The 20,341-nt window shown below is 41.0% G+C and carries 20 protein-coding genes; 5 read left to right on the forward strand and 15 right to left on the reverse strand.

Translation table 11 applies throughout. The annotated features are described in order from the left end of the window. Positions 1-60 precede the first annotated feature (60 nt). From HF638_RS05115 to HF638_RS05125, 3 genes are all read right to left on the reverse strand, one after another. Positions 61-2,037: a sigma-70 family RNA polymerase sigma factor gene (locus HF638_RS05115; protein WP_169479220.1), complete on the reverse strand. Its 1,977-nt coding sequence runs from the start codon at positions 2,035-2,037 to the stop codon at positions 61-63. Between the two features lie 320 nt (positions 2,038-2,357). Next, complete coding sequence (locus HF638_RS28975) at positions 2,358-2,612, reverse strand: alpha/beta hydrolase (RefSeq protein ID WP_169479221.1); 255 nt, start codon at positions 2,610-2,612, stop codon at positions 2,358-2,360. Between the two features lie 273 nt (positions 2,613-2,885). Beyond that, positions 2,886-3,803 carry an alpha/beta hydrolase gene (locus tag HF638_RS05125; RefSeq protein WP_169479222.1) on the reverse strand — a complete coding sequence of 306 codons (918 nt, stop codon included), beginning with the start codon at positions 3,801-3,803 and terminating at the stop codon, positions 2,886-2,888. A gap of 164 nt (positions 3,804-3,967) precedes the next feature. Between HF638_RS05125 and HF638_RS05130 the strand changes: the two genes are divergently transcribed. After that, positions 3,968-4,516: a TetR/AcrR family transcriptional regulator gene (locus tag HF638_RS05130; RefSeq protein ID WP_169479223.1), complete on the forward strand. Its 549-nt coding sequence runs from the start codon at positions 3,968-3,970 to the stop codon at positions 4,514-4,516. Here the strand turns inward: HF638_RS05130 and HF638_RS28980 are convergent. Further along, a complete protein-coding gene (locus tag HF638_RS28980; RefSeq protein ID WP_169479224.1) occupies positions 4,513-4,686 on the reverse strand; it encodes a DUF3888 domain-containing protein in 174 nt (57 codons plus the stop codon). The two genes, HF638_RS05130 and HF638_RS28980, sit on opposite strands and share 4 nt — an antisense overlap. 576 nt (positions 4,687-5,262) lie before the next feature. On the opposite strand from HF638_RS28980, the gene HF638_RS05140 reads away from it, so the two are divergent. Next, entirely contained in the window at positions 5,263-5,931 is a 669-nt protein-coding gene (locus HF638_RS05140) for a hypothetical protein (RefSeq protein ID WP_169479225.1), read from the forward strand. Positions 5,932-6,497: 566 nt separating this feature from the next. Here HF638_RS05140 and HF638_RS28750 read toward each other — a convergent pair. From HF638_RS28750 to HF638_RS05190, 10 genes are all read right to left on the reverse strand, one after another. Continuing rightward, the gene (locus HF638_RS28750) at positions 6,498-7,631 is read right to left on the reverse strand and encodes a stalk domain-containing protein (RefSeq protein ID WP_169479226.1); all 1,134 of its coding nucleotides are present in this window, start codon (positions 7,629-7,631) and stop codon (positions 6,498-6,500) included. A 243-nt stretch (positions 7,632-7,874) separates the two neighbouring features. Then, positions 7,875-8,810, reverse strand: a complete 936-nt coding sequence (locus tag HF638_RS05150) for an NADP-dependent oxidoreductase (RefSeq protein ID WP_169479227.1) — start codon at positions 8,808-8,810, stop codon at positions 7,875-7,877. Positions 8,811-9,162: 352 nt separating this feature from the next. After that, positions 9,163-9,567 carry a GNAT family N-acetyltransferase gene (locus tag HF638_RS05155; RefSeq protein ID WP_169479228.1) on the reverse strand — a complete coding sequence of 135 codons (405 nt, stop codon included), beginning with the start codon at positions 9,565-9,567 and terminating at the stop codon, positions 9,163-9,165. 141 nt (positions 9,568-9,708) lie between these two features. Further along, entirely contained in the window at positions 9,709-10,320 is a 612-nt protein-coding gene (locus tag HF638_RS05160; RefSeq protein ID WP_169479229.1) for a GNAT family N-acetyltransferase, read from the reverse strand. 27 nt (positions 10,321-10,347) lie between these two features. Continuing rightward, a complete protein-coding gene (locus HF638_RS05165; RefSeq protein WP_169479230.1) occupies positions 10,348-11,205 on the reverse strand; it encodes a DegV family protein in 858 nt (285 codons plus the stop codon). A 62-nt stretch (positions 11,206-11,267) separates the two neighbouring features. Then, positions 11,268-12,431 (reverse strand): FAD-dependent oxidoreductase, encoded by a 1,164-nt coding sequence (locus HF638_RS05170; RefSeq protein WP_169479231.1) that lies wholly within the window; start codon positions 12,429-12,431, stop codon positions 11,268-11,270. 423 nt (positions 12,432-12,854) lie between these two features. After that, positions 12,855-13,556, reverse strand: a complete 702-nt coding sequence (locus HF638_RS05175) for an SDR family oxidoreductase (RefSeq protein ID WP_169479232.1) — start codon at positions 13,554-13,556, stop codon at positions 12,855-12,857. A 337-nt stretch (positions 13,557-13,893) separates the two neighbouring features. Next, positions 13,894-14,736, reverse strand: coding sequence for an alpha/beta fold hydrolase (locus HF638_RS05180; RefSeq protein WP_169479233.1), 843 nt, complete (start codon positions 14,734-14,736; stop codon positions 13,894-13,896). A 3-nt stretch (positions 14,737-14,739) separates the two neighbouring features. After that, on the reverse strand, positions 14,740-15,753 hold the full coding sequence (locus tag HF638_RS05185; RefSeq protein WP_169479234.1) for an NADP-dependent oxidoreductase: 1,014 nt from the start codon (positions 15,751-15,753) through the stop codon (positions 14,740-14,742). A 12-nt stretch (positions 15,754-15,765) separates the two neighbouring features. After that, a complete protein-coding gene (locus HF638_RS05190; RefSeq protein WP_169479235.1) occupies positions 15,766-16,767 on the reverse strand; it encodes an NADP-dependent oxidoreductase in 1,002 nt (333 codons plus the stop codon). Positions 16,768-16,951: 184 nt separating this feature from the next. On the opposite strand from HF638_RS05190, the gene HF638_RS05195 reads away from it, so the two are divergent. Together HF638_RS05195 and HF638_RS05200 are read left to right on the forward strand one after the other, a co-directional pair. Then, positions 16,952-17,500 (forward strand): TetR family transcriptional regulator, encoded by a 549-nt coding sequence (locus HF638_RS05195; RefSeq protein ID WP_169479236.1) that lies wholly within the window; start codon positions 16,952-16,954, stop codon positions 17,498-17,500. A gap of 492 nt (positions 17,501-17,992) precedes the next feature. Then, complete coding sequence (locus tag HF638_RS05200) at positions 17,993-18,745, forward strand: SDR family oxidoreductase (protein WP_211175516.1); 753 nt, start codon at positions 17,993-17,995, stop codon at positions 18,743-18,745. Positions 18,746-18,877: 132 nt separating this feature from the next. On the opposite strand, the gene HF638_RS05205 is transcribed toward HF638_RS05200, so the two are convergent. Beyond that, complete coding sequence (locus tag HF638_RS05205) at positions 18,878-19,024, reverse strand: hypothetical protein (protein ID WP_169479237.1); 147 nt, start codon at positions 19,022-19,024, stop codon at positions 18,878-18,880. Between the two features lie 779 nt (positions 19,025-19,803). On the opposite strand from HF638_RS05205, the gene HF638_RS05210 reads away from it, so the two are divergent. After that, the gene (locus HF638_RS05210; protein ID WP_169479238.1) at positions 19,804-20,325 is read left to right on the forward strand and encodes a GNAT family N-acetyltransferase; all 522 of its coding nucleotides are present in this window, start codon (positions 19,804-19,806) and stop codon (positions 20,323-20,325) included. Positions 20,326-20,341: the final 16 nt, after the last annotated feature.

Genomic DNA, 20,341 nt, shown 5'->3' on the forward strand with positions numbered 1-20,341 from the left:
ACGTCCGCAGGCTTTTGAATGCCTTCCACCCCTTAGTTTCGGGCTAGATGTTTTTGTTTGTCAGTAAAACGTATTTTCGTATAACTTCCCCGTATGCGCATCAAGTACTTCGGGCGTCCGCTCGTGCTCGCTACCAATCATTCGATACACTAGTTCGTACGGGGCCTCTTCCGCCCTAGCATTGTGCATCCGTTCCCATTGCAGACGCAGCTTGGCCTGTGCCGTCCATCGGAGGATGGCTGTCTGGTAATCAAATGAAGGCACGGTCTCCAGCTTCTTTAACTGTTCTGGCCTTATGGAGGGGGACATCAAACTTTTGACCCTCCCATTAGAGCGGTCAACAACTAGTTGATAGCATTCATCCCTGACAGATACGTCTTGAACATATACACCAAAGCGAATGATTTCCAAACGATCTTCGTCGTCAGTCTCTTCAGTTAGAAGCTTGAGATACGGCAACATTTCGGCTGCTAGTCCTCGGACATAGTCCATAGATACTTCTATACATGCGTCTCGATCCCAGGTTAATGGAGCTAGTTGATCTGGCTTACCATGCGAAACAAAGTCAATCAGTTGTCCGGTTTGGCTGTCTACTCGCGCCTTGACCGTTCCCTCCATCTGATCAGCCCAATAGGCCTTCCAAGACCGGTCATTCTTGGCTGGACGCTCTTCATTCTGTTGCTTCCACACCATCAACTTGGTGTTCGAGCTAATATTTTCGTCTTGTACTAACTGAAATTGGTCGTTGTCTACGCTAATCCACTCTTCTAGGCTTCGTGCGGGCGGGAACTCACCTGGCCACTCGTCCAGAGTTCTTGGGTCAGAGGGGACAGCTTCTGCCCTATAGGCTGTCGGAACTTCCTCCTGTGATGATGCAGTATAGATTAGTCCTCTACTTCGGGGAGCGTAAACAAGATGGACCTGATCGTCACCATCCGTGTACACGGCTTTGTCCAACACGCAATATTCCACATGTAGCAAAAAATTCGCCTTCATACACGCCATCTGTTCCTCTTCTGGTGTGATCATGGTTGGGAGTGCTGGCCCTGGAACGGTTCCGTAGTACCTAAATGCGACCACTCGACCGCTGGGGTGAACCATAATCAGGCATCCCGTCTCAGGAAGCGGCAGCCCCATCGCCTTCTGCTGTCGTGTGTACCCAAACATCCCTTCCATCCACTCCATCTCACAATACGGAAAATCACGCAGTGCGCCGGGATAATGATCTTCCAGGAATTGCTCTGCCTGCTGTTTGAGCTCTTCCTCAGATATCCGTGTCTCGTTGTCCAATGAGGCCCAGGAAATGGCATAGTCTAGCAAGTTGCCGTCCCTGGAGAGCGTGGCAGAAACGGCGTCATCACTCCCCGTTTTAACCCATAAGAATCCCGCTTCTCCCTTCCCTGTTCCCCTCATGGTGTTCTCTTGATAATCATTGACGATCAGATCATAATCCGGTGAAACGGCAAACTGGTGCTCTGCCTGTTGTCTTAACTGCAGGCGTAATGTATCCAGGTCTCGTTCGAGAAAATCTTGAGCCATTTCGTTGCGCAAATGTTCCAGCCCCTTCCGTAATTGTGTTTTTACAGTACCTAATGGCATATCCAGGAGATGGGCGATTTGCTGCTGGGTCAGGTCCTTCTTATATTTTAAGAATAGGAGCTGACGCAGCTTCGGATTCAGACTGGCCAATGCACGCTCCAGATCCAGGGTTTGATCGATATCATTAACGACCAATGGCTCTTGCGCCTGCGGGTCTTCGCTCAGGTGAACACGCTTGGATTTCTCCAAATGATTGAGCGCCCGGTTCACCACAATTCTGGTAAGCCAGCTCTCAAACGCTTCGGCTTGCTGCAGCGTTTGCAGTGACTCATAAGCCTTAACTAGGGCATCCTGAACGATATCCTCCGCATCTTTGGACTCCCGTACATAATGGCGAGCCACTCGGTGCAGCTTATCCGTTCGATCCTTTATAAGAGATACGAAGGCATCGTGATCTCCGTTTTGTGCGGCGTTGATTTGTTGCTGTGCATCGATCATTGTCGTTCACCTCCTGTTATATAGACAGCTAACTCGGGAGTTTGGATTTAATTAATGTAACATTATTCTTATAGTTGTTCCCAAACAAGTGCATATGCTGATTATTTAGATATACACCTAATCGGCAATCGGTCTATGTTCTTGTCCATTTCGGTAATCGGTATAAGTTCTTGTCCTTAGCTTGGGACAAGAACTTATACCGATAAAATAAAAAAGCCGCTAAAATAGCGACTTCAATGGGAATATGTTCTTGTCCCTCGACAACAAAGCCCTATCTTTATGTCATTCTACAACATCCCTTTGGCTACTAATTATACATCTCAGATAAAAAAATATTCTGGGGAATTTTTATACATACCACTTTCCGCGTGGCCAATGGATACGACAATATAGCCGGAGCTAGCCAGCTCTTGACAGTACAACGTGCCTTGCTGCGGGTAAGCGCCTGCACCATGAGAATAGAATAAAACCGGATATTGATCTTCCTTTTCAGACAAGGCCACATCTTCGTAAGACCATGTCTTAACATTGGAGTCAAATAGTTTCTCACCCGCTCCCCCCCCCGCAGACGTCATGAAGATTGAGCTTGATTATGAAGATACTCTCGCTAAGTCAATAAATGTACATTAAAGCAAACAAGTTTCAGGCGGCTCAAATTCCGAATTGTTCGGAGCTCAGGTCGCCTGTAACTTGTATTTTATCTTGGTATTGAATTGGATTTTCTTTTCTTAGACAAATCTATTCCCATGAATGATGACGGAGTGCCTCTTAGAGAGATCAGTATAGTCTCTTACATTCATGCGCTAAGAAATCATAGTCTATTGTCTGAGGGTTGTCCGTAAAGCGCATTAAAGATACTTTTTATAGAAAGCGTCCAATCTGTCAACAGCTTCCTTCACTGGCTCAGTCTTATCGTACAAGTCATAATGACTGGCTCCTTCTACAATAAACAGATCTTTATGTTCCGAGGCTGCACGTTGATACAAATCATGACCATCATGGTAAGAACCAAACGCTCCCCGTATACTACCGACAATGATCTGCAAAGGTTGGGTTAACAAAGAGTCTGCCAGATGAAACGCGTCAAAGGCAATAATGGAATCTACACTTGTAAATTTCAAACGGTTAGGTGAGTTCGGATGCTGACCTCTAGATGTGCGGTAGTAATCCACTGCTTGTTTAATATCAAGTTCATTCATTCCTGCTGCTTCTCTTTCTCCGTGGCTTCCAGGAATCCATGGGTTAGTCAGAGGTTCTGCCCCGCGTGCCTCAGCCGTACGTTGCTGAGCAACCTGCTCCAACATTCCAATTGGATCGTTTTCACGATATCCGCGACCTATGTTCGCAACGGAAACTGCAGCCACTGCCTGGATGCGTCGTTCCGTCATTGCAGCATGTACAGCATATCCGCCTCCAGCACATACCCCCAGTACACCAATCCGATGCTCATCGACATATTCCAGAGTAGTCAGGTAATCCACAGCAGAGCGAATATCTTCCACACGAGCGGACGGGTATTCGGCATGACGAGGCTCGCCTTCACTTTCTCCCTGATACGATGCATCAAATACAATCGTCACATAGCCCAACTCGGCAAGTTTCTCTGCATAGATGCCTGCTGTTTGCTCTTTGCAGCTACTACCCGGATGAACACAGACAATAGCCGGATTACCTTTCTTTTCTTCAGCCTGCTCAGGTATTCGGAGAATTGCAGCTAAAGCCAGACCCTGCGCTAGGAAATTAACGTTCTTTTGGATGACTATCATCTATAAAACCACCTTTTCTATTTATGACACTTGTGCGTATTATTCGCCTTGTGTATATTAAGGTTAAAATAATCAAGCATTAGATTCAATAACCACATCACCTCACATGTGTGTTAATACACACACCACATACATTGTGTAGAAATGTACAGGAGGACGACGCTATGGATAAAATAGACCGCAGAATCGTAAAGTCCAGACAAGCGATTCAATCTAATTTTTTGCAAATGATCATTCAGGAAGGGTTTGATAACATCACAGTTAAACATCTGACAGAGAAAGCCAATGTAGGTCGAAAAACATTTTATCTGCATTATCTAGATAAATACGATCTGTTGGATCAAATGGTGGACGACCATATCGCACAACTGCAAGAAATATGTGATCAAAAAAAGGAAATCGGCATAACTGAAGGTTCACTCATGTGGTTTTCTTACTTTGAGCTTCACAAATCATTCTTTGCTGCTTTATTTCAAAGTGACAGTGCTTCATCCTTTCGCAAAAAGCTGTTGGCCTTTACTATGGGAGAGATTGATAAAAAGCTGAATGATGACACACTTCCGATCATCGATAAGCGTATTTTTTTGAAGTTTTTGGGGATGGCAACCATGGGTGTACTTGAATCCTACGTATTGGACGAAATAGACAGTGATATCGAGGCTGTGTCAGCGCAAGTGGTGCAGTTATATATGAGACAATTAACTACTAGCTAATGAGATTTATTATATGTCTTCCTGATTGCGAAATTAAAATATCCGCTTGCTGGAGAGCAAACGGTATTCTTGATATGTTTAAATTCAATGACTTTAACATCGCCGGAGTTGTCTATTTGAAATTTAATCAGGTCTTTACCAGCACTTAAGTGAGGACCAACATACGGCATAACCGTTAACTTTGACAGTAATATGTGAATAACTGTAATCTACGTTTTGGTCATTCCCGCCAAGAAAAGGAGAAAAAGTAGGTTTCTCAGTCAATTTATCTTTATGTCGCATTATGGGATAGGGTCTTAGATGGAGATGGAGCTAGTTGTAAGTGATAAGCATATCAAAATCGGTGGCCTGTTCCGTAATTTATAATAGCGAGGTTACGAACTTCACCTCCGGAAAGCGGCTATCCGGTCCTTTTAATAAGATTCCGCCTTGATTTTTCAGATACATATGGAAGAAATCCAGCACCATCCGTTTGAAGGATCCATCCTCTTTTCAGTCGTAATAATATGGATAAATGTGTCTATCATTATCTATTTTCCTCGTAATTCATCTCATTTTATATGGTTTAATATGCCAATTTAAAAAGAGAAAAAAATACCACCCCTTCAAATTCAAAGGTCGGTTTACCCATCGAGAGAAGAAAACAATGGTTATAATACTCTGTACAATTGGAAAATTGTACAGATAGATCTATTCTCTTTTTTTGTGTTAACATCGCTAATGTTGTATACATAGCAAAAAACATTATGGGGGTTTACTTAATTGCAGAAAAAGAAAGTTGTAATTTCATTGGGAGGACTAGTAGTTCTCGTCACCAGCCTAAGTTTATTTGCAGGTGTGGGACTGCTTCAAAACCAGTATCATTTGATGCTTCAACTCCGGTTGTTGAATTAATGATGACGAAAAAATATTCTAAAATCACCATAGTCGTTGTCGTTTTGTTGCTTATTACTTCAACATATATTTTAGTTGAAAACTTAATGAGCAAGAAAGAAGTTGAGGTTAATTCGAATTATTATACTGGTTTTGTTTCGAGAGTACAGAAATTAGATGATACACTATCTCAAACCAGTGAGGTAGGGTCTAATGGAGAAATTGAGCAAATGTTTGATGTGTATACTTCCATTATTTTAGTGAATGACCGATTAACTCTTCTACAAGAAAATGCTAAAAATTTCTCTGAACTAAATGTTCTTATCAATGACTTTTTAATATTTAGAAATGAATATGGTTATCTTGTAAAGGATCAATTAAAAGGTAATCGTGCAGATTCTGAAGTACGTTTAAAAGTGGCCAAACAGGTCAAATTATTCCTGAATGACTTGCCGATAGAGTACCAAAGTTCCAAGGAATTTTCAGATCAGTTTAGTGTTGCTGCTGATCATATAAAGCCTTTATTACATCTTAATTTCTAATTTATTTGAGCCGCGCTTGCGGCCCTTTTTTTAGCAGCATCGGTATCAATGTATGGACCTAGAATTAATATAGTTAGCTTCCTACTTTCTACAGGTAAGGTTACTTTGTGCTGATCGGTTTGTAACATCTCCTTACGTACTAGATTACGTATGGATTCCCACTGTTCAAGATAGAGTAATTCCTTTTATGGAGCTTCCATTGACCACAGGATATTTAAGATTTTTTCCTTAAGTAGAGACACTTGCTTAATAATTTATCCCTATCGACTCTAATCATAGAGTGATTTAAAAATTCTATACAAAATAAAGCTAAAGATCGGCTGGGACAAGAACTTGTGTCGAAATTTCATACCTTTACTTTACATAAAATTGTTTTTGGAGGTCGTGAGAGAACAGTTTTTTGTAAGGGGTTATTCCCCTAAAGCCGCTCTGCAGCTCTATTATTGTAAACCCGCGACCAAAAAATAGAGCCAGACATTCTCCTACAGAGAAAGGCCCGACTCTATACTTGTTAGAAGAATTTCTATTACCTAAGGTTCAACTGCACCTCATGTAACAACCTTGTATTAGGATAGCCGATGAATCGACCATACTATATCCGTACTGAATCCAATGGGTAGACCATCAGCTTCGTAATATAACCCGACTTGATCACCTGCCTGCAGCTCTACATCACCGGTTAACGTCACCGTCGCACTACCTAGTACAGTTCTCATAGTTAAAACTAACGGTATATTAACGTCAAGGAAAGGCATATAACCTTTTATTAAATCAATATTGCCATTATTCTTTACAGTAAAAACCGGATCAATGTCTCTTCCCATGCTTACATTGATTGGCGCGCCAATCTTATAATTTACAGTTGCATGTATGGTATATCTGCCAGTGTCCGGTGCCGTAAATATCCCTGTTGCAGGATCAAATGTAGGGCTTCCGTAATATGGGGACGTCTCGTTCCAATTCAAAAATAGCGTGCTACTATTGATTGAGTATGTCGTACCGGTAACAGAAAATCCTTCCGAGGTAAAAGAAGTCCCCGCTGGGCCTGGATCTCCCTGCGGTCCCGCCGGGCCTGCTGGACCTTGTGCTCCTACTGGCCCTGAATTTCCTTGCGGTCCCACGTGGCCTTGTGGTCCTGCTGGCCCCGAAGCTCCTTGTGCTCCAACTGGTCCAGTCGCTCCGGTATCGCCTTTATCTCCCTTGGCTCCATCGCCTGTAGAATTCTGCGATTCTTCGACAACTGATGGAAAAGTACTGATGATGATGGTTTTAATGGTGAAATTCCATACTACTTTTGCTCCGAATAATTCCGCAATAAAACGTACGGGTACCATAACCCGGTTCTGAATGATCTTAGCAGGTTGATCGAGCGCGACCTTCTCCTCTACATCACCGATTTTTACGCTGGCAGTTGGGTTTCCAATAATTAGAACACCCAATGCATCTCCTTTAATAACCGTTATGGTTTGTGTAGAACTATTCCAGTTAAGAGACACACCGAGCGATTCTTCAAGGACCCTTAAAGGAATAAGTGTGGTTCCTTTATGGACAACGGGTTTGACGTCACTCTGGACTACACTATCATTAACAATAATAGAGATCTCATCTATTTGGCTGCCTGGAGCCGCCTGAGCAGCAGAAACCACAAACAACGTCATTACAAGCATAAATACAATGGATAATTTCAATCTTTTTATCACTTAACTTTCCCCCATATTAATTAATTTTTATCCCTTAATCCCGGTTGCGATCATCTCATTCTCTAAGTAGACATTGTAGACAAAATTATAGGAATTGTAGTCATACGAAAGTAGTACGCTGCCCTGAAAAAACAATCGTTCGGGTATACGCTTAGATATACAACTAATCGGCAATCGGATAAAACAAAAAAGCCACTGAATTAGTGACTTCAATGGGACTATATTCCTCTCCAGTCTCTTTATTTAAAATGTAATGACAATTTTACCTACAGCGTGGTGGGTTTCACTCAAAGCATGTGCATCATAGATACCCTGCCTACTGAATGGGAATGTTTCCCCTACAATCGACTTTATCTTTTTCTCTTCCATCAGTTCTGCCATTCTCTGCAATTGATCACCATCTGGCTGCAGCCAAATCCCCTTCGCTGATACATTGTGAGACTTAGCGGTATCATGATTGGGTTCACCAACAATAGTAATCAGTTTTCCGGTATTTGGCTTAAGCACCTTATAGCTATTCTCAGCTACTTCTCCACCCATCGTGTCAAAGACTAAATCTATATCTTTTAGAATTTCTTCAAATTTTTCCTTTTTGTAATCAATGACCTGGTCTGCACCTAACGAATAAAGAAGTTCATGATTTTTTTCACTTGCTGTTGTAATAACATGAGCACCGGCATTCTTTGCTAATTGAATGGCATAAATACCTACACCACCAGCTCCAGCGTGAATAAGTACAGTTTCACCTTCTTTCAAATCGCCATGAGTAAACAGTGCCTGCCATGCTGTTAAACCAGCTAAAGGTACAGCTGCAGCTTCCTCATATGAGATTGAATCAGGTAGTTTTGCCAGTAGGTGCTCATCAACTGCTGTATACTCAGCATACGTACCGAAACGAGTTGTTTCAGGACGACTGAATACTCGGTCCCCAACGTTCCACTTCGTAACGTTTGAACCAATTTCACTTATGACTCCAGCTAAATCCCAACCTAAGATAATAGGGAATTCCCAATCAAACATTTCTTTTAAGTAACCCTCTCTTAATTTCCAATCGATTGGATTAATGGATGTTGCCTCTAGTTTTACAACCACTTGATTGGCTTCTGCCCTTGGTCTATTCACTTCCTGCTCGACTAACTCTTCTTTGCTTCCATATTGATTAATCACAACTGCTTTCATTGTTGTAACACTCCTTTAAGCTAATAGCCTTTTATGTGCTATTCCCGATTATTTAATTCTAGTCAGTGAGCGTTTATAATTATTATCCTTACTCATTTTTTGCAACTAGAAAAAAATTATGCAGAAAAATAATTTAATTATTAAATACTATGTTTGTTTTTTCTAGGCTCAAACCTCCTGGTCTACAAAAACGAGTGGTGCAGAATATGTTTGGCGGGATCCGATTATTCGACTCCTTATAGAGGCATTCGGCTGTGACAAACTAATTAAAGTTAAATTGAACAAAGACAGCCGATTACTTTGATCGGCTGCCTTCTACGTTTCGTTATACTATAGTTTCCCGTTAGTTCAATCATATCAACTCTGAAATAAACATGGGTGTAGCCCCATCCTCTGTATCAAAGCCGAATTTATGATAGAAATCCACTGCATGAGGATAAGAAATTAATACTTTTGTTTTGCACCCTTGATATCTATCCAGCATAATAGTCATCAGTTCCTTACCTACACCTATACCCTGATAACTCGGATTAATAAGCATATAATGAAAATATACAGTTAAAACACCATCTGACAAAGCATTTATTAAACCGACAAGCTTTCCTTCTTCCCAAGCCGTAACAATTGAATGAGACCCTGCGATTGCTTGTAAAAGCTCGTTGGGATACTTCCCAGACTCCCATTCTACCGAAAGAAATAACTCTTGGAGTGCATCCTTTGTGATATCCTCTTTGCTTGAAGCGTAATAAATACTCACCCCTATACCTTCCTCTCACTTTCATCAAAGTGAATAATCACTTAATATACCCCAATATACTATTAAAAATAGGTGTAGAAAATGGACTAAAGCAAGTGGGATTTGGATTTATTTACGTTAAAGAATTCATGAGATTACTTCTTACATGAGCTTTTTGACCATTCGATACAAAGATACGGTAGGTTTTTCTATTTCAGATGTAATTTCATAGCCCAGTTTGGCGTATAGTTTGGCAGCGAGATGATTCTCTTTTTTGACTGTAAGGGAACTTAGGTTATAACCCTGTTTAATCTCCTGCTCTTCTGCATGTTGAATGAGTTGGGAGCCTATTCCCATCCCTCTGCTTTCAGGCATAGCTGCAAGGGTTGCAATAGGGTACTCTCCTTTGAATCCTTCCTTCAGTGTGAGTGTTGTAAATAAGGCTCTTGGATGCAGCAGATTGTAAGTGATCAGTCCCAGTTTTCGGTATGAAAACAGTTGTTTCGCCGTAGAGGAGGCCAATTGTTCCAGATCGGTAATGGGTAGACACGTAATCATTCCAAGCGATTTGTCACCCATTTTTGCCTCATAGGCAAATTCATGACTAAATCGATTGTTCTTAGACTTCCATAGCATTCTGAATGTCGCATCAGCAACGCTTTGCTTACTTGACCCCACAATTGAATGTGCCATATTTCCAACTGCCATTAAATTGAGTTTTGCTCCAACAAGAGAATTTGGATCGGCCTGTGAGATTAAGATGTTTGTCTTCATATTGATCAATACTCCTTTTCAGATCCCTTAGACATTCAAGTAGCTTAGCGCAATGGTATTCGGACCAGTATGTGAACCTATTACACACCCACCCTCAATAACTATCACTTCTTTAAAGTAAGCATGCTCAAGTATGCTAGTCCGAACTTTATCTGTCATTTTCTCCGCAACCGTTTGAGCAATGATCAAGAGATTGGGACAAATCTGATTTTTTTGAGTTGAAATCTTTTGTATGATACTTTCCAATGCCTTATCCATTTTGCCGCGATATTTTTGAACGGAACGTACCTCTCCATTGATGATATTTAATATGGGACGCACCCTGAGCACGTTACCAATCAGCTGCTGCATACTATTAACGCGACCTCCTTTATACAGATAATCGAGTCTGTCTACCAATACTTCAATCTTGACCTTCTCCCTCACATGTTCTATATCTGCCAGCACCTCTTCGATAGACTGCCCCATTTCAATTGCACGTGCAGCACGAAACACTAACATGGCATAACTTGCTGATAAATGCATGGAGTCAATGATATGAATCCGTCCAGCAGGGAACTCTTTAGCTGCAATATGCGCATTTTGATTGGTAGAAGATACTTTGGATGACATGCTAATATATAGAATTTGTTTACCTGCGAGAATCTCTGCTTCAAAGGTTTGATAAAAGTCTGAAGGAGATGGAGCTGCGGTTTTAGGGATGATCCCTTCTTCCTCGGAACGACGATATAGCTCGGCTGGAGTTATCTCAATATTATCCTTGTAAGTTTGAGACCCCATGATTACATAAAGTGGCACAACACTAATATCGTATTGTTGTAGCCATTGGTTCGATAGATCTGCAGTGCTATCGACTATCAATTTAATAGTATGGTCTCTTCTCATAATGTTCACCCTTTCCATTCCATAGAACAATATCAGACGGTCATCCTTTTCTGTTTAATCTATTAATTTTCCCAATGAATCTTGTAATTTGGATCAATAGTAGATCCGCTAAACAAACCAATATCAAAACCATTGCTGAAATCGAACCCTTTACTTACATCAAATATTTCCAAGCTATTCTGTATGGCATTTATACGATCTTTGCGATCAGCTTCTAAATAATACAACGCGTCAGTATAATGGTGTTTCTGTAACATTTTAGCTAAGTACATGGCGTCCTCTAAAGCCACGGAGCTTCCATATCCAGTGTTGGGGTTTATGGTATGTGCAGAATCTCCAATTACTACAGCCCGCCCTTTAGACCAGCTAGGAATAGGATCAACACAATATATTTGTTTAGGAATAATGTTAAATGATTTCTTGATAATCTCTGACAACGCTCCATGTTCACCATAACGTTTTACCAAATCTGATTTGAGTTCATCCAGATTCCTAAGTTCGAATTTCTCTTTTGGAATCTTCCTCTCTTGATATCCAGATGCTTGCCAAGATAGGTTTAATTCGTCGGTTGGATGGCTTTTAGAAAATAAGAAATTGGCATTCTCCGAAAAATAAAATAATTCATCCCCATTCATTAGGTTTTGTACATGTTTACTATCAATATCCTGAAATGATGCGATTCCATATAACGCCCATGATTTTGCATAACGTAATAGATGATCAGGAAACATTTGGTTTCTTACTGTTGAATGTAAACCATCTGCACCAACTAACAAACTTCCCATTTCCTGTTGACCGTCTTCAAAATAAGCAGTCACACTCGAAGCGTCCTCGGAGAAACGGGTGAGTTTTTTATTATAATGTACTTCAACGCCACTAGATTTAGCCTGTCTCATCAAAATTTCAACAAGATCGGAACGCTGCATGTAAATAGATCTTCTACTGAAAGTCGAATCCTGCATTAAATTTATTGAGGCAATTTCCGTATTGTCAGTCGTTAAGAGTCTCATCCGATCAGCAGAATGACTACTCATTTTGATGTGTTCTTCTATCCCTAATTCTTTTATCACGTGCACACCACTTTTGTTAATTCGAAAACTAGATCCTTCAATTCGCTTGTAAGGATAGTTCTCGTACACTGCGCAATCAATTCCCGCCTTTTTCAAAAAAATTGCTAATGAAAGCCCACTAATTCCAGCGCCTATAATAATGATTTTTTCTTTCATAATCGCTCCTCCTCATATTTAATATTTGTGCAATAAACTACAATTCTGTCTGGGTACTCCTGCTTCAAACTAACTTATAGTGATGACTACCTTTTAAATGATAATAAAAAGTACCTTTTGATAGTATTTTATATCAAATTTAATGTGAAATCAAATGTACCTATATTCTTTCAGGAGTTAGGAACTCATGGGACACAACGCTAGGCTAAAAGAACTTATACGGATAAACTAAAAAAGCCGCTAAATTAGCGACTTCAATGACACAATGTTATTGTCCCGCGACATCTACTGAGTCGTGCTCTCCGGATTAGCCCAGTTATCGTACAGATAGATCTACTAGAGTCTTTCATAAATACCACATGACGTGCCATTACAGTGGCACGCCATCATGTTGAACAACTCCTCTGTAGTTAAACTCGTTTTTTATTTAGAAAGTTGTGGGTATAGTGCAGCTACACCACCGGCAAGTCCAGCTTGTACTTGACGACTAACTTCATCTGCAATAATTTCAAAGCTGTCAGATTCTATGCCGTCAATAGCTATTTTCGCGATATCTGCAGGATTGGATTTAGGCATATCTACGTTAGCGGTCATGTCTGTCTCCATAAAGCCAACATGTAGACCAGCTACTCTTACATTGCGTGGATATAGATTTAATCGTAAGTCATTCGTTAATGCCCACTCTGCAGCCTTGGCAGCCGTATACGCGCCTAAAGTTCCCGAACTAAACCATGATAATCCGGAAAGGATATTCAAAATGGATCCTCCCCCGTTGTTCTCTATGATCGGTGCAAATGCCCGAACCATGGACAGTGTACCGAAAAAGTGTGTATTAAATTCCAAATCTATTTTTTCAGGATCACCGTCTAGTAAAGACGCTCCTGTTGATGAACCTGCATTGTTGATTAGCACGGTAACATCCTGAGCGATCATAGCAGCAGCTGCAACTTCTTGAGGGTTGGTAATATCCAACTTAACTGGTGTAACACCTGGAATATCAATAGTCTCCGGGTTTCTTGCACCTGCATATACTTTCGCCCCTCTTGATAGAAGTTCAAGGGCAAGATGGCGGCCAAATCCTCGGTTTGCTCCAGTAACAAATGCGACTTGTTCAGAAATTTTCATTTTTATTATCTCCTTTTATTGTGTAGATTTCTTATTAGATGAAGGGATATGTTAACAAAACAAGAATGATCGTTCTATAATTGGTAAAAAGAAGAATCTCATCAAGAAGAAAACTTTATTACTGCTTTATTTTCTTCAAATTCTCTGTACCGCATCATTCTGGTCCCCTCATTCCACACTCAATATAACATATTTAGAATGATCGATAAAGAATAAAATGTAATGCTAATCCATTCAATTATCACAAGCAATGAAACCGGAGATCAATTTATTCATCAGCCTTCATCATAAGTGTCCGTGAGATTAGTTTTAGTTTCAGAGATAGCCCGTGTTAGTATTATCTAAAAAATGCTATTACTGATTTCACAAATTCATCATGATATTGAAAAATCCCACCGTGACCGGAATCTTTATAAATAATGAGCTTGCTATTTGGAATACGTTGTGCCAAATCATAGGAGTTAGGTGTAGGTACCATTCTGTCATCATCACCGTTTACTACAAGGGTAGGTTGCGTAATTTTTGACAAATCAGCGGGTTTTGCCATTCCCCACTCGTGGATGGCTTTAAGTTGTCTACGATATCCTTTGATACTAATCTGTTTATCTCGCGCCTCTTTACGTTCTTTGAGCCGAACCAAGAATTCTTTTGCTTTCTGTTTGCCATGATCTGTTCGCGTGAAGAATAAATAGGTTTTAATATCTCTCAACGTGAAGATCGCACGTATCAAATCACGATCAGAAAGTTTCGTAACATGTTCTATGCCTTCACCACCACGCGGGCCTGTTCCTGACAAAACAAGTTTACGAACCAGTCTTGGTTCGATGGCCAAGAGTTCTTGTGCAATCATACCCCCCATCGAAAATGACAAAATATCGATTTGCTCAAATCCCAATGCATGAATGAACGTCAACGCATCTCTTGCCATTTGTTCAATCGTATCTGGGACTTTCCCACTAGAAAGTCCAACACCTTTATTATCAAATGCAATGACCCAATGTTTTTTGGCAATACCATCCACTACGCGTGGGTCCCAGTTGTCCAGATTAGCAGATAAATGGGTGAAAAATATAACGGGGATACCCTTTTTCTCTCCTAGTTCACGGTATGCGTAAACTGTTCCATCAGCCGTCTTAATACTTAGATTTGGTGCTTTTACATATGAATAGTTAGTTGCCATAATTCATTGACCTCCATCTTCTACTTGTAACAGAACTTTCCCTCGGCTATGCCCTGTCGCAATTTTAGCAATCGCAGCATTCACTTGGTCAAACGTGTACTCGGAATCAATCACCGGCTTGATGTTTGTTTTTTCAATATACTGTGTAAAAACTGTTAATTGCTGACCATTCGGCTGTACATACAGAAAGTCATAACTCTTCTTATGCCATTTGGCTAGCCCATCAAAAGGCAAGCCCAGTAAACTGAAAAGAATCTTTTTCCCCGTTGACAAGTCTGCGCTTCGATTAGCGAAACGGGCATTGGGACCAGCGCTTAACGCCAATAATGTACCACCGGGTTTTAGTAGCTTCATATGTTTACTAATTTCACTGGCGCCACGGGTATCAATAACATAATCGTAGTCTCTCCGTATGTGAGTATAGTCCTGCGTTTCATAGTCGATAAACTCATCTGCACCGAGTCGATTGGCCAAATCACGCGCAGACCCACTACCACTGACGGTCACAAACAGTCCTTGTGACTTCGCGTAAGGTATGGCAATCTGTCCAAAGCCCCCCGTGCCTCCAGAGATAAATAATTTACTGCCTTGTTGAGCACCTAAAATATCTAGAGCTTGGATGATCGTCAAAGCAGACAATGGCACGGCCGCTGCTTCTTTAAAGGAAAGATTGGCTGGCATCTTAGCCACGATTGCCGCATCTACTGCGACATATTCGGCAAACGCCCCCATCTTATCAAGCGGTGGCATGGTGTACACGTGATCACCCACCTTAAAATCCATAACACTAGCGCCGACGTCGATCACAACTCCAGCCAACTCGTTGCCCAGAGTCAATGGAAAGTCGTAGTGATCAAACAACTTAACTTTGCCTGTAATCGCCAAAACAAGGTGGGGATCAACACCGGCTGCCTTAGTCTTAATCAGAACCTGAGTTGATGTGATTGATGGAATATCGATTGAGTTGATTTCCACTTCAAGTGTTTTGGAATATCCAGCAATTTGTGCAGCTTTCATTAGGTGCTCTCCTTAAAATCGGATAATGACTTTTCCTTTAGGATGACCAGTTGCAACAAGCTTCAGAGCCTCGTTAATATCTTCAATGTGGAATTCAGTGGGGTCCACCGCTGGTACAATCCCGTTATCTTCAATAATCTTGGTGATTTTCTTTAATTGTTCACCATCACTGCGAACAAAAATGAAATGATATTGAATCTTCTTTTTCTTCGCTTTGTGATCATACTTAGCCCCGGCAATGGTGAAGAGCTTTTGTTTCCAACCTGGCAATCCCATATGTTCGGCGAAACGTTTGTTAGGGCCGGTCCGTAGGGAAAGAAGGCGACCTCCTGATTTAATAATGGAAAGTTCATGATCAAATTCGCTTGGTCCCAACGTATCCATCACATAATCTACATTACTAAGCTGCTCCCAATAATTCTCAGTCGTGTAATCAATATATTGGTCTGCTCCAGTCGCCATTGTCCGTTCACGTGCTTGCGGATTTCCACTAACGATGACCCTCAGCCCCATGCTTTTGGCGATAGGAATAGCCATTTGGCCAAATGAACCAGAACCCCCGGGGATAAACACGCTTTCGCCAGCTTTGGCAGCCAATTCTTCATGCAAACCTTGATAAGCAGTCAATCCTGTTAATGGCGCAGCAGCACCAGTTACAAAATCGAGATTAGCGGGCAAGTGCCCGATGGCATCCTCATGAATCGCTGCGTATTCCGCAAAGGCACCGATTTTTTGTAGTGGCAGGCGTGAGTAAATTGCATCGCCAACTTTAAATCCCTGGACGTTCTTACCAACCTTTTCAATAACACCTGTTAGCTCATTACCCAGGGTCAAAGGGAACTCATAATCCTGAATCAGCTTCACACTTCCAGTACCGATGAGTAATTCTAAATGATTAACCGCCGCCGCTTTCACCTTGACCAAGACTTCGTTATCATTTATATCTGGGACTGGAATATCATTAATTTCTACTATGAACTTTTTTGAGTATTTGTTAATTTGTGCTGCTTTCATAATGAATAGCCTCCTATGCGCTGAATAACAAGTAACATTTATTTGTTTTTGTAACTTGTGTGACAAGCATAATGCCAGAGGTTACAAAAGTCAACAATTGTTACTCATTGTTCTGTATGCTAAAATACAGGCAGGTGTATAAACGATTATTGGGATGTAATGAAGAAAGAGGGTTGGCAGCAAAGTGGCTAAAATCACACAAGAGCTCATTATTGAAACAGCGGAAGCGTTAATTGAACGCACGGAAAAAACTGAAGTGACCCTCTCTCAAATTGCGGATGAATTAAGTATCACCCACGCAGCGCTTTATAAACACTTTAAAAATAAGCAAGAGCTCTGGGCAGCTGTGTCGAAGAGCTGGTTCAACCGGATAATTTCAGAACAAATCAAAATAGACATGACTAATATGGCTAATCCACAGGAATTGCTCCACGATTGGCTTTGGGCATTTGCTAACGCAAAAAAACGTGCCTATAACGAGAATGCCAAAATGTTCGCCTTGAATACACAATATGTTGACAGCAATCCACTGGTATTACGTGAAGTTCTCTGGGATTCCTACCAAATTATTGACGGCTTCATGGACTATCAGGATCCCCACATGGAACGGGCAGAAGCAATTCTCTCTGCGTTTGCCGTGTTTAGCCTCCCGTCCTTCAAAGAATCCTGGAATTTACCAGACTATCAGGACAGGTTTGAACGCATCTGGAGTTTAATCAAACAGGGTCTATGAATCCTCTCTCTAAAACCAAGAACGTCTAGCCCCTTTTTGGAGCTTCTCAAATTCATCACGATTTCATTCTCTATACAAAACAAACAACCGCCTCTCCACACATTAGTGTACAAGAGACGGTTGTTTGTTTTTACGGTGCAATCGGTAACCCCCCATCGATAAGGGGTACAGCTCAATTAAAAAAATACTTTACCGATCGTTCTCAATATGATAATATGAATTTGCAGACAGGGGTGGTGCAGCAAAAAGCGTGAGAATGATTATGGCGAGAAGTAATCGAAAAACTTCCATAGAAGAGCTTTTCCAGGGCAAGTGCATTCACAGAAGAAGCTACAACTTTAGCAGTCCTGGGCTAAAATTTTAACATAATTAGAATGATTGTTCTTGAATTTAATCAAAAGCGGCATTCATTTTAGGTGCGATGCTAATCTTAAAATCATCAAGGCTAAGTCAAAGAACTGTATAAAATAAATCTCAAGGGGGAATTTTAAAATGACTATAAACATGGATGGTAAAGTTGCTTTTGTAACTGGAGGAAATCGTGGTATTGGATTGGAAACAGCACGTCAATTAGGTAAGCTTGGCGCCACGGTCGTTATTGGGTCACGCGATTTGGAGAAAGGGGAGGTTGCTGTGGATACACTTCGTTCGGAGGGAATCCAAGCGGAGAATATCAAATTGGACGTCAATCTAGCCGAAGACCTTCAAGTTGCTTACAATTTTTTCGAACAGCGGTACGGTAAGCTTGATATGTTGATTAATAATGCTGGGATACAGATCGAGATTGAAGATCTTTCACCGATGAATGAAACAAGTACCGTTTCGCCGAGCGTTATGCGTGAAACCTTCGATGCCAATTTCTTCAGTATGGTTGAATTAACTCAACTACTGCTGCCGTTAATTCGCAAAGCGCCAGCCGGAAGAATTGTTAATGTATCCAGTGCGCTTGGATCGAATAAACTCCATTCCAATCCCGAGGCTCAAATTTATGATGTCAAGCTGCTTGCTTACGATGCCTCGAAGGCGGCAATGAATACCTTTACGACCCATCTTGCACATGAGCTGAAGGATACACCAATTAAAGTGAATTCGGCTTATCCTGGCTGGGTGAAGACTCCACTGGGCGGAAAATACGCTGATATGGATCTTGAAGATGGCGGTAAGACAAGCGTAATGCTTGCCACGTTGCCTGCGGACGGACCAACAGGAAAGTTCTTCCATATGGATACAGAACTGCCTTGGTAATACGGTAGTCATCCGTTCTTTATGAACAGACTTGGGAATTGTAACAAAAAAAGTCGCTAAGATAGCGACTTCAATGGGAATATGTTCTTGTCCGCGACACTTTAACCGAGCTGAGGTTAAAGTGTCGCTTCTTCATTTAATAACTTCAACCTTTTTATCCCCTGCTGACTTCGCTACCTCTAACGTTGTATTACCTTGGATAGCGACGATCACGCCAGCAGCCAGCATAGAAACGATTAAAGCTGCGCTGAGGGCTTTGGAAATTTTCTTCTTGACCATAACCAGACCTCCAATATTTAATTACAATATTTCACTTTGTTGGGTAATCAAGCTGGTGATTGTATTATAACGTACTGACAATGATTGTAAAAGGATTTTTTCCTAGAAATGGTTTACAATTTAAAGTCGATAAGTATATAAAATTGTACGATAGCAACGAGAATATTATCGGAAAATTTCTACTCACTAGTTCAGAAGATTAACACCACACTAATCCCACTCCCCCACCATTTCTGAGAAGGGTTATCCTGTTTTTTCTTATCTCCTTTATCGTTCTTCTCATTATATTGCGATTGTTATCGTAATATGGAAAAATCCCGAAATCATATGGACCAATGTGTTATTTTTTGATTAAACTCTCTTTGTTCCCGCGTGACGTATAACTTACCGTTTGTAAAACGAAACCTATGGCTCCAGCGTCAAAAGGATTTATCTTCACAAGAATTTTTCAAGGTAGTGGAGAACCTATATTCAAAAGGGATTACGCCCTATTCTTAAAGGGCCGCTGTCTGTAACGGCAAGTTTAAAGGGCCATCCTTCGCAGGATGGCCCTTATTTTGCTTTTACTTATACACCGATCGTCCTCCGATAGGTTGGATGTATATTTTATCCAATTCTTCTTTCGACAATTGCTTTAGATATTACTTCCAGTTAAATTTACATTGATTTCAAAAAACACTCTCATTTCATGCATCAGTTTAATGACTAACACTTGACTCTGGTACGATACTAGGGTTTATCGTGATGTTATTCGATTAAGATGTTTGGGAGTGGTTGGAATGAACAATATTCAAATTTTTGATCAAGTTTTCGATATTATGAAGGAGTCCTTCCCCGAAGCCGAATACCGGGACTATCAAGAACAAAAGCTGCTACTAACTCATCCACGTTATTCTCTCCTTACGGAGAAGAATGAACAGCAAAATGTGATTGGATTCCTTGCAGGCTGGAAGTTCGATGAATTCAGTTATGTTGAAAATGTGGCAGTCTCTTCTAGTATCCGCGGTGGAGGCATCGGTAAAAAGCTCATGGAGCGTTTTATGGAACAAGCAACTCTGCCGATTGTATTAGAAGTTGAGTTACCCATGAATGAGATAAATCAGAGAAGGATAGGATTTTACAAACGATTAGGGTTTCAGTTATGTGAATTTCCTTACGTTCAGCCGCCACTTCGTACAGGGTTTAAGCCTTTGCCCCTGAAGATAATGAGCTTTCCGGATCATTTGTCTTCCATCGAATTTGAAAAAGTAAGACATGTCTTGTATAAAGAAGTGTACGATGTGGCTGTAATCCATAATTAAATAAGAAGAGCTGACT

The organism is Paenibacillus sp. SZ31 (genome assembly GCF_012912005.1).
Classification (GTDB): Bacteria; Bacillota; Bacilli; order Paenibacillales; family Paenibacillaceae; genus Paenibacillus.